At 71.9% G+C, this 10,606-nt stretch carries 11 protein-coding genes; 5 read left to right on the plus strand and 6 right to left on the minus strand.

The genetic code is table 11. The features are described from left to right. Positions 1–125: 125 nt before the first annotated feature. The 6 genes from ABIC52_RS08990 to flgN all read right to left on the minus strand — a co-directional run bounded on the left by ABIC52_RS08990 (position 126) and on the right by flgN (position 5,476). Entirely contained in the window at positions 126–1,046 is a 921-nt protein-coding gene (locus ABIC52_RS08990) for a hypothetical protein (protein WP_354027128.1), read from the minus strand. 72 nt (positions 1,047–1,118) lie between these two features. Further along, the gene (locus tag ABIC52_RS08995) at positions 1,119–2,057 is read right to left on the minus strand and encodes a hypothetical protein (protein WP_209677009.1); all 939 of its coding nucleotides are present in this window, start codon (positions 2,055–2,057) and stop codon (positions 1,119–1,121) included. A 261-nt stretch (positions 2,058–2,318) separates the two neighbouring features. After that, a complete protein-coding gene (gene fliW, locus ABIC52_RS09000) occupies positions 2,319–2,687 on the minus strand; it encodes a flagellar assembly protein FliW (protein ID WP_126890605.1) in 369 nt (122 codons plus the stop codon). Beyond that, on the minus strand, positions 2,684–3,565 hold the full coding sequence (locus ABIC52_RS09005) for a flagellin N-terminal helical domain-containing protein (RefSeq protein ID WP_250366829.1): 882 nt from the start codon (positions 3,563–3,565) through the stop codon (positions 2,684–2,686). Before ABIC52_RS09005 ends, fliW begins: the two co-directional genes overlap by 4 nt. Before the next feature lie 2 nt (positions 3,566–3,567). Continuing rightward, complete coding sequence (gene flgK, locus ABIC52_RS09010; RefSeq protein WP_354027129.1) at positions 3,568–4,983, minus strand: flagellar hook-associated protein FlgK; 1,416 nt, start codon at positions 4,981–4,983, stop codon at positions 3,568–3,570. A 7-nt stretch (positions 4,984–4,990) separates the two neighbouring features. After that, positions 4,991–5,476, minus strand: a complete 486-nt coding sequence (gene flgN / locus ABIC52_RS09015) for a flagellar export chaperone FlgN (RefSeq protein ID WP_126890608.1) — start codon at positions 5,474–5,476, stop codon at positions 4,991–4,993. Positions 5,477–5,967: 491 nt separating this feature from the next. On the opposite strand from flgN, the gene ABIC52_RS09020 reads away from it, so the two are divergent. From ABIC52_RS09020 to ABIC52_RS09040, 5 genes are all read left to right on the plus strand, one after another. Beyond that, complete coding sequence (locus ABIC52_RS09020) at positions 5,968–6,783, plus strand: sigma-70 family RNA polymerase sigma factor (protein ID WP_354027130.1); 816 nt, start codon at positions 5,968–5,970, stop codon at positions 6,781–6,783. A 121-nt stretch (positions 6,784–6,904) separates the two neighbouring features. Then, a complete protein-coding gene (locus tag ABIC52_RS09025) occupies positions 6,905–8,041 on the plus strand; it encodes a flagellin N-terminal helical domain-containing protein (protein ID WP_354027131.1) in 1,137 nt (378 codons plus the stop codon). A gap of 92 nt (positions 8,042–8,133) precedes the next feature. Continuing rightward, on the plus strand, positions 8,134–9,534 hold the full coding sequence (gene fliD / locus ABIC52_RS09030; RefSeq protein ID WP_354027132.1) for a flagellar filament capping protein FliD: 1,401 nt from the start codon (positions 8,134–8,136) through the stop codon (positions 9,532–9,534). 11 nt (positions 9,535–9,545) lie between these two features. Then, entirely contained in the window at positions 9,546–10,022 is a 477-nt protein-coding gene (gene fliS, locus ABIC52_RS09035; protein WP_354027133.1) for a flagellar export chaperone FliS, read from the plus strand. After that, a complete protein-coding gene (locus ABIC52_RS09040; RefSeq protein WP_354027134.1) occupies positions 10,012–10,377 on the plus strand; it encodes a hypothetical protein in 366 nt (121 codons plus the stop codon). Before fliS ends, ABIC52_RS09040 begins: the two co-directional genes overlap by 11 nt. The last annotated feature ends 229 nt before the right edge of the window (positions 10,378–10,606 follow it).

Here is a 10,606-nt window from a genome sequence, read left to right on the forward strand (position 1 = left end):
CCGTGGCGCGACCCCATCCCCCCCCAAAGCTATCACCGGGGGGGGGGGGGGGGGCGGGGGGGGGGGGGGGGGCCCCGCGGCCCCCGCGCCTCCCGTCCGTCGACGTGATCACGTCGTCACGTGCCTCAGTCGCGTTCCTCGCGGTGCGGGGTGTCCGCCCACAGGTCGTCGTCGGCCCGGCTCTTCCGGCGCCACGGCAGCGCGCGACGCTCGTGGTCGTCCGATCGCTCGTCCAGCGCGCCCGTCGCCTTGGCGGCGCGGCCGCGCTCATTCGTCGGCTTCGCCTCGAGCACGATGGTGAAGTGCCGCGGGGGCAGGCCGAAGCCCTCGCGGGAGGCCTGGACGACCTTCTTGCCCAAGGCGTGGTTGCCGAGCCCCCCGACCGCTGCACCGATGCCGAACGGGAGCGCACGACCGAGGACCGATGCACCCTGCCGCGCGGCGAACCGCTTGATGAACTGGTCGCGGACCTTGCCGCCGATGCCGCTCACGACCTGCTTCGGCAGCGAGGCCGTCACCATCTCGCCCCAGAACGCCGAACGAGCCTGGCCGCCGGCGGCCTGACCGGCGAGCTGCTTGACGAGCTGCGTGCCGGGAGCGCCGAGGATGAGGGCCATCACGAGGGTGCGGGAGCGCTCGGGGTCCTCGAGGGCGATGCCGTGCACCTCCGTCACCGACTGTGCGAAGAGGGCGGTGGCCTCGAGGAAGCCGACGGTCTCGGCACCGCTCAGTCCGAGGGCCGCAGCCATGCCGACGCCGGGGATGACCGCACTCGCGCCGACGGCAGCGCCGCCGGTCGTGACCGCCGCCAGGTACTGCCGCTCGAGGATCTGGATGACCTCGGCCGGACTCGCGTTCGGGTGACGTCGTCGGATCGAGTTCACGTGCGCGACCACCACCGGGCGCTGCACCGCGATCACGCGGTCGAGCATCTTCGCCCACCCCTTCGGGCTGTCGGGCGTCGGGGTCCGGTCGTCGCGGGTGTCGGACTGGACCGGGGCGGGCGGCATCGGCACGATCGCCCCGTCGTTGTGCTGTCGGGCCATGACGATGACGGTACGCCCGGGCGGTGGGAGCTCCGCTCGCGCGGGTCGCCGCGCGCGTCGACCTGGCGGAGATCACCGGCACGGGATGCCCGCTCGGAGGAGCTTCGCACGGAGTCGCTCGGGCTCCACCAGGTCGGCCCAGACGACCCGGACGACGGTCCTGACCTCGGGGAACGAGCGGACGAAGTCCTCGCGCTGCTTCTCGTGCCAGTGCGCGGCAGCGGCCTCCGGACCCTCGCCGTACTTCCCCCGCCCGTCCACCTCGACCACGACACCCTGGTCGGGGAACCAGAAGTCGACCACTGCGGTCCGCTCGCCCGTGCGCGTGAAGACGTGCTGCTGGACGGGCTCCGGCGCTCCCAGCTGTCGGAAGCGCACCCGGCACACCGACTCCGCCGGTGAGTCCGTCAGCGCCGACCCCATCCCGAGTGCGATCGCCGCCTTGTCGTGCGCAGTGGCAGACGCCCCGGCTGCCTCCGAGAGCATCGTCGGGAGCAGCTGACGGCCGTGCAACGCGGCGTCGATGATCGGGAGCGCGGTGCAGAGCGGTTCGGTCGCGGCAACATCGACCAGGACGTCGACGAGCGGTTCGACGGTCACGCCGGCGAACATCGACGGGCTGTACGGCGGCGTGCCGGCCCACCTTCCGCGAGGTGCTCGCGCGACGGCCGGACGGGTCCGCAGGTACGCGGTGGTCTCGACGCGAGACCGCCGTGGGTCCCGCAACTCCACGCGGTCCGGTGGGGCACCGACGAGGGGGAGCCCGTAGGCGAGTGCGGCGCTGCGGTGAGCGAGCAGTCTCGGGGGACGGATGCGGTGCGCGGTGGCGCGCACCAGTAGGAGGTGGTGTTCCTCCGGCATGAGGTCGGTGATCGCTGATGGATCGACCAGGACGCCGGGACGGATCGGCCGGAGCTCGCCACGCTGTGCACGACGTTGCAGTGCGCGGCGCTCTGCGGAGGTGAAGTGACTCGTCCGGATCAGCGGGACGGCGAGGACTCGTTCGTGCATGTCCGCCAGCCTCGCGTCCTCGACCGGGGCGATCGGCGGGGGTGAGTCGAACTGGGGATGGTGAGCCGAGCCTCCCGGCTGTGCAGGAGTGGCGGCGGCGAGAAGTGCGACGAAGTTGCTGTCGGACGACAGCGGATCTGTCGCGTCAGCCGCGGGCGAGCGCAGTCGCGCGAGAAGTACGACAAACCCGTCGTCGTACGACAGCGGGCGAGTCGTACGACAGCGCAGGCCCGACGTGACGCCCCGCGCCCGCGCCGCGCGCTACCGCCGCGCGAGCTCGGCGCGCAGCGGCAGGTCCTGGTCCTCGAGGATGAACTGCGCGCCGACAGCCGTGCGCGCGTGCACGACGACCGGGGCGAGCAGGTTCACCGTCGTGCCGGACGCCCCCGGGTTGGCGACGACGAGCAGCATCGCGTCGGCGGGGTCGGTCAGGCCGATCGTGGCCGCTTGCTCGTCGGTGAGCTCGGGCGCGTAGTCGGGCAGGTGCACCGCGGCGTCGAGCAGGAAGAGCCGGGCATCGTCGCCGTGCAGGGCGAAGAGCCCCTCGGCGCCGTCGACGGGCTCCAGGGTGAACACGGGTGCCGGCGACAGCCCGAACGGGGGCGTGGGGAAGGTCAGGTCGATGCTCATCGGAGGTAGTCCATCAGGGTCGGCTGCAGGACCTTCGCGGTGACGGCGAGGGCTGCCTGGTAGGTGGTCTGCTGCACCTGCAGGTCGAGGACGGCACCGGCGAGGTCGAGGTCCTCGATGCCGGCTCGGCGGGTCTCGAGTGCGACGGACGAGGTCTTCAGCGCGTCCTGCGCGCTGAGCGCCGCCGCGTGCCGCACGCCGACGTCGGCCTGTGCCGCTCGGAGGGTCCCGAGTGCCGCGTCGACGTCGTTGAGCTTCGGGTTCACGTTCACACCGTTCTGGAGGTCGGCGACGATGCCGTCGATCACCGCGAAGGCCGACGACGCGCCCGAGCCGAAGGCCGCCGCGCCCGGGGTGTCGACCCGCACGGTCTGGGCGTCGCCGACCCGTCGGGACACCGCCGTGGTCGCAGCGGCGAAGCCGTCGGCGCTCGTGTACGCGGTCGACGAGGTCGACGAGCCCGCGAACACCGACCGCGTGCCGTAGGTGCTGTTGGCGGCCGACTCGAGGTCGGCCTTTAGTGCCCGGAACTGCGTGATGAACGCGTCGCGGGCGGTGTCGTCCATCACACCGGAGTTCGCGGCCTGCACGGTCAGGTCCCGCACCGTCGCGAGCACCGAGTGGGCACCGGTCAGGGCACTGTCGGTCGTCGCGAGCCAGCCGACGGCGTCGTTCGCGTTGCGCGTGTACTGCGCGGCGGCGGCCTGCTCCTTCCGCACCTGCATCGACGAACCGGTGCCGACCGGGTCGTCCGACGGCTTCGCGATCGCCTGCAGCGTGGTGGCGCGCTGCGTGGCCTCGGCCACACGAGCGGCGTTGGCCTGTAGTCGCTCCGTCGCCGATGCGATCGACATCTGGGTGGTCACACGGGTGATCACGGTCAGCCCCTCCCGACGAGTCCGACGCGGTTGATGAGCGTGTCGAGCATCTCGTCGACCGCGGTGAGGACGCGCGCCGCGCCCTGGTAGGCGTGCTGGTAGCTCAGCAGGGCGACGTTCTCCTCGTCGAGGTCGACGCCGGCGCCGGACTGCTGCTGCGTGCGTGCGCTGGTCAGGGCGAGTCCGGTGAGCGTCGCCTCCGACGTGGCCGTCCGGGAGGCGCTGCCCACCCCCGCCACGAAGCTCGCCCAGGTGCTGTCCGCACCCCCGGCGACCGTGCCGAGTCGCGAGAGCGTGTCGGCGAACGAGTCGTCGAGTTCCCCCGCCGCGTTCCGCGTCGCGAGGCCCGTGCCGTCCGTCGGGACGACCGAGAGTCCCTGGGCCGCCGGTGTGCCGGTGGCGAGGGCGAAGAACGGCTGACCGGTGGCCCCCGAGGGCGTGGTGCCCTTCGCGTGCTCGGCGTTCACGGTCTCGGCGAGGCGGGTCGCGACCCGGTCGTACGCGGCGGAGGCCTCGGCGATCGCTCCACCGGTGCCACCGGAGGCCGGGGCGAGGAGCGAGAGCGCACCGCCGATCGAGCCGCCGTCGAGTGTCACCGTGCTGGCGCTGCCCGTGGTCCAGCGGAGGGCGACGGCCGTCCCGTCGCCGAGCCGGGTGCCGCCGTCGAGCGCGACGGTGCGGACGGTGTCGCCCTGCACGAGCGGGTTGCCGCCCAGCAGCACGTCGACGGTGCCGTCGGTGTTCGTCCGGACCGTGCCGCCCGCGAGTCCGGCGATCTGCTGGGTGAGCTGGTCGCGCTGGTCGAGCAGCTCGTTCGCGTTGCCGCCGGCGGCGAGGGTCGACCGGATCTGCCCGTTCAGGTCGGCGACCTGCGCGGCGGCGCCGTTGAGCTGGTCGACCTGGGTCGCGGCGGTCGATCGGACGGTGGTCCACTGCGTGTCGAGGGCCCTGGAACCGGTGGCCAGGCTGCCCGCGACCGTGGAGGCCGCGGCGATCACGGTCGAGGCGGCTCCCGCGTCGTCGGGGTGCGCGGCGAGGTCGCTCCACGCCGACCAGAAGACGTCGAGCTGCGCCGAGAGGCCGTTCTTCCCGGGTTCGTGCAGGCCGTCCTCGATCGCCGAGAGGCCCGTCGCGCGGGTCTGTGCCCACGCCGAGGAGCCGGTCGCGGTGCGGAGGCCGGCGTCGAGCGTCAGGGAGCCGAGACGGGCGATGCCGTCGACCGAGACGCCCTGGCCGGCGAGGGCCGCGGTGCCGTGCACGAAGCCGGTCTGGACGGCGGGGACCGACGACTGCGTCACACGCTGGCGGGTGTACCCGGCGGTGCCGGCGTTCGCGATGTTCTGCCCGGTGACGTCGATGCCCGCGCGGGCTGCGGTCAGGCCGGAGTAGGCGGTCGCGAGGGATCCGAAGGTGCTCACCACGGTGCTACAGGGTCCCCTCGAACAGGCGTGCGCCGTCGGAGCGGGAGCCGGAGCTGCCCGAGGCGTCGTAGGTGGACGCGTCGCCGACCGAGCCGGCGAGGGTCTCCTCGGTGGCCTGCGTCGCGGTGCGGAGGAAGCGGTCGTTCTCGTCGCGGAGCGCGCCGATCTGCGTCGTCAGCTCGACCATCGCGGTGAGGTGCGCAGCGAGGATCTCGCCCCAGGGGCCGTTCGGGGCAGCGGCCACCACGTCGCGCAGCGGTGCGTCGGGGTCGACGCCCCACTCCTCGGCGACGGCGGCGCTCGACGCGGCCCGCTCGAGTCCGGTGCTGCGGAGGCGTTCGAGCACCTGCTCGACCTCGCGGCTGGCGTGCGACACCCAGCGGGACCGCCCGGCGGCGAGCAGGAGCTGCTCCTCCTCGAGCTTGAACGTGAGCAGTTCGAGCAGTTCGCGCTCGCGCCAGAGGACGGCGGACAGGTCGTTCACGCTCATGGCTCCTCCCGGTTCGGGATCGGTGTCGGCGACGGTCGGGTCGTGCCGGTCCGCCTTCCGGTGGACAGCGGGGACTATCGACGCCGCCGCGTCGGACGTAAGCGGACCGCGGCGGTGGACGCGGCCACGAGGCGGGCGGATGCTGCTCCGTGGTGTCGGGCGGTGCCTCCAGACCGGGCCGTCGGGGGACGCGTCGTCACCCAGACCGGGGGACAAGAACGGTCGTGGCGGCCCGTGTGTCCGCCGAAGTGCGGACCGTCGGAACCCCGCGTCCCCCCGCACTGGGGACGTTCACAGCCGGCACCGGGGACTTCCCAGCCGATACATTCGGAACGCACCGCAGGGGTCCGCCCCGGCACCGCGTCGCAGGGGCGCGGGTGCGCCGCCCGGAGGGAACCGGGTGGTTCTTCGTCGACCGCACCGGCCTCCCGAGGGCCGGTGTCCGTCGCGCCCACGGACGGGTCAGTCAGCACGTCGACCAGGGGAAGCCAATGGACCGGAACGCACGCAACGCGATGATCGTGGAACACCTGCCGCTCGTCGGCTACATCGTGTCGGACGTCCGTGCGCGCGCCACCCACCTCGACCGCGACGACCTGGCTGCCGTCGGGTCCCTCGCACTCGTCGCCGCCGCCGAGGCGTTCGACCCGGATCTCGGCGTGCCCTTCGGTGCGTACGCCCGCACCCGGATCACCGGTGCCCTCGCCGACGACATGCGCTCCGCCGACTGGGCCTCCCGCGGCACCCGGAAGCGGATCCGCGAGACCCTCGCGACGCAGGAGGCCCTGTCCGCCCGACTCGGTCGCTCCGTCGGCGTGCAGGAGATCGCGGACGCGATGGGCGTCGACCGCCAGACCGCCGCCGACGCGATGTCCGACGCGGGCCGCACGGTCGGCACGCTCGACGAGACCGTGCACGACGTCATCGCGTCCGACCAGCCGCTGCCCGGCGAGGACCTGCTCGAAGCCGAGAAGCGCCGCTACCTGCGCGCCGCCGTGGCCGCGCTGCCCGACCGGATGCGGTTCGTGGTCGAGAACGTCTACTTCGGTGACCGCTCGGTCACCGAGGTCGCCGCCGAACTCGGGATCACGCACTCCGCGGTGTCGCAGCAGCGGTCCGAGGCGATGCGGCTGCTGCGCGACGGACTCGCCGAGCACTACGGCGACGGCACCGCGGTCGAGCCCGTGTCCCGCACCACCGCCGCACGGCGCAGCGCGTACCTGGCGCGGGTCGCCGCGAACGCCGCCGCCGGGGTCGCGAGGGCCGTGCAGGACGCGTCGGCGCCGACGGCCGTGGCGGCCAGTTGATCTTCGGCGAGGAGATTTCCTCGCCGACACCTAACGACCTCGGCGAACCTGCCGAGAGTCACGGATGTCAGCCCATGGACGGGCAGGCACCACCACCCAAGGATTCACGGAGGAAACCACCATGGGTATGTCCATCAACACCAACCTCTCGGCACTCAACACGTACCGGAACCTCAACTCGACGCAGAACGACCTGTCGAAGTCCCTCGAGAAGCTCTCGACGGGTCTCCGCATCAACCGTGCTGCCGACGACGCTGCCGGTCTGACGATCTCCGAGGGACTCAAGTCGCAGGTCGGTGGCCTCACGGTCGCCGCCCGCAACGCGCAGGACGGCATCTCCGTCGTGCAGACCGCTGAAGGTGGCCTCACCGAGACCCACTCGATCCTCCAGCGCATGCGCGACCTGGCCGTGCAGGCGGGTAACGACTCGAACAACGGCACCTCGCGTACGGCGATCTCGACGGAGGTCGGCGAGCTCCAGAAGGAGCTCACCCGTATCTCGCAGTCGACCAACTTCAACGGCCTCAACCTGCTCGACGGGTCGAACGCCACCATGAAGTTCCAGGTCGGTGCGAACGGTGACGCCAGCAGCCAGATCACGGTCGACCTCTCCGGTGCGAACGTGGCGGACGTTGCGAAGTCGCTGTCGGTGCTCAACGGCCAGGAGTTCGCTCCGACGGACATGTCGAAGCTTGCCGCCGGTACCTTCACGTCCACCAACGGCAGCACGGTGACGACGGTCACGACGGGCACTCTCACGGCTCCCAAGGACGGCACTGCCTACGCGGACACTACGGAGTACGCGGCCGCACTGAACGCTGACGACAAGTTCTCAGCGTCGTTCACCGCGGTCGCCGACAAGGACGGCAAGAAGCTGACCGTCGTGGCGAAGGACGGCGGCACCGTGTCGGCGAACGCTGCCACTGGGCTCGACGCAGGCACGGCGTCGAAGGCCGGTATCGCGTTCAGCTCCGCTGGCGAGGCACAGCTTGCCATCAAGGCGATCGACACGCAGATCGCCGCTGTGTCGTCCGCTCGCTCGAGCCTCGGTGCAGTCCAGAACCGCTTCGACCACGCCATCAACGTGACGAACGTGGCCAAGGAGAACCTGACCGCCGCTGGTTCGCGCATCACCGACGTCGACATGGCGCAGGAGATGGTCAAGTACACCCGCGACAACATCCTGAGCCAGGCCGGCACCTCGATGCTCGCGCAGGCGAACCAGAGCACCCAGGGCGTGCTCTCGCTCCTCCGCTAGCACCACCGACGCCGTCGTCCGGAGGAGTTCGAGTCCTCCGGACGGCGGCGTCACCACACCCACGACCACCCCCGACGACAGGGAGCCCCGCGATGTCGACGTCGTCCGTCTCGGGCAACAGTCTCGCGATCGACGGTCTGGTCAGCGGTCTCAAGACCACCGACCTGATCAACTCGCTGATGACCGTCGAGCAGGTCCCGCAGACCCTGCTCAAGAACAAGCTCACCGACACCAACTCGTTCGTGTCGTCGCTGCAGACGATCAACTCGCTGGTGCAGACCCTCGCGACGAAGGCCGGCGACGCCGCCAAGGCCACGTCGCTCGACGTGTACGCCGCGAAGAGCTCGTCCACCGGTGTCACCGTCGCGACCGACGCCACGGCCTCCGCCGGCTCGGTCAGCTTCCAGGTCGGGTCGACCGCCGCCGCACACGTCGGTGTCACCTCGGCGATGTCCACCTGGGCGCCTGCCGCGGAACCGCTCACGCTCGTCGGCGCCGACGGGAAGAAGACCACCGTCACACCGGCCTCGGGGTCGCTCGACGACGCCGTGACCGCGATCAACAAGGTCGGCGCGGGTGTCACCGCCACGAAGGTCGCCGCCGGCACCGACACCGACGGCACGAAGCTCTACCGCCTGCAGCTCAGCGCGACGAAGACCGGCGCCGCGGCCTCCTTCACGCTCTACCGCGGCTCGTCCGACGACGTGACGGCCGGTACCGCGACGAACGTCTTCACCGAGCCGGGTGCCGCGGTCGTCACGCAGGGCAAGGACGCCAGCGTCACGCTCTGGGCAGGCACCGCCGCCGCGCAGAACGTGACGAGCGCCACGAACACGTTCGACGACCTGCTCCCCGGGCTCGACGTCACGGTCACGCAGACCACGACGGACCCGGTGACCGTCACGGTCGCGCAGGACACCACGAAGGCCCAGGCCGTGGCGTCCGGGCTCGTCGACGCGTTCAACGCCATCACCTCGTACTACGCGACGAACACCGCGGTGACGAGCACCACGAGTCCGACCACCGGGACGACGTCGACGAAGGCCGGTGTCCTGACCGGGGACGGCACGACCCGCGACGCGGTGCAGCGCCTCACCACGACGATGTCGACCCCGGTCAACGGGAAGTCGCCGTCGTCGATCGGCATCGTCATCCAGAAGGACGGCACCTTCAGCTTCGACGCCGCGGTCTTCCAGAAGGCGCTGGCAGACGACCCGCAGGGCACGCAGGCCGTGCTGTCCGGCGTCGCGACGAACGTCGGCGCTGCGGCGACGGCAGCGTCGGACAAGTACACGGGGTCCATCACGACCTCGATCACCGGGCAGCAGTCGGTCGCGAAGGACCTGACGACCCAGATCGACAACTGGTCGGACCGGCTGACCGCGCGACGGGCGACCCTGCAGGCGCAGTACTCCGCCCTCGAGACCAGCCTCAGCAAGCTCCAGTCCCAGTCGGCGTGGCTCTCGGGCCAGCTGGCATCGACGTCGAAGTGACGGGAACGACCATGAACGCCTTCGACCTGCAGTCCGCCGCCTTCCGGCAGGCCGCGCAGCCCCGCACGGCTACCGACCAGCGCCGCGCGCAGTACACGAACGAGGCCGTGCTGTCAGCGACGCCCGCGCAGCTCGTCACGATGCTCTACGACCGCCTGCTCCTCGACCTGCACCGCGCCGAGGCCGCGCAGACCGCGTCCGACTGGGAGGCCGCGCGCGAGCAGCTGCTGCACGCCCAGGCGATCGTCGGCGAGCTGTCGTCCACGCTCCGGATCGACGTGTGGGACGGTGGCGAGGGACTCCTCGCGATCTACAACTACGCGTCGACGTCCCTGATCACCGCGAACGTGCACCGCGACGTGCAGGCCACGCGCGACTGCATCCGGATCCTCGAACCCCTGCGGCAGTCGTGGCACGAGGCCGCCGCCGCACTGCCGACGACCCAGGCGCCGCAGGGCGGTAGCGGGGGAGCCCTCGGTGTCGCCTGACGCCCTCGACGACACCACCGCCGACGCCGTCCACAGCGAGTGGGCGGCAGTGCTCGACGCCCTCGAATGCGAGCTGACCGCGAGCGGGCCGACCGCGACGGACGCGACCACGGACGGCACCGTGGAGACCGCAGCGACCGTCCTCGACGCGACCCCGTGGGCCGAGCCGACCACGCTCGGGCCGGTGCCGCGCGCACTGGTGGGGCGTGCCTCCCGGCTGTTGGCGGCGCAGCGCGACCGGATGTCGGCGCTCGAGACGGAGCGGCGGCAGACCCTGGAGCACCTCGGTGCGCTCCGGCAGGTCGCGGCGACGGACGAGCCGCGCGGCTCCGTGTACCTCGACGCTTCCGCCTGAGCCAGACCCGCACGAGCGAGTACGACGACAGATGCGTCGTCGTACGACAGCGGTTCCGTTGTTTCGGTCGCAGGTCGTCGCGCGTCTCCGGGCGAGACGACAGATGCGTCGTCGTACGGCAGCGGCATCGTCGCACCACGGCGGAGCGTGCGGCCCGGCCACGGCGAGCGGAGCGCGCGGCCCGGCCACGGCGAGCAGGCAAACGCCCGCCCCCGCCCCCCGTTCGGGG

Origin of the sequence: Curtobacterium oceanosedimentum (genome assembly GCF_040545555.1) — a bacterium.
GTDB lineage: Bacteria > Actinomycetota > Actinomycetes > Actinomycetales > Microbacteriaceae > Curtobacterium.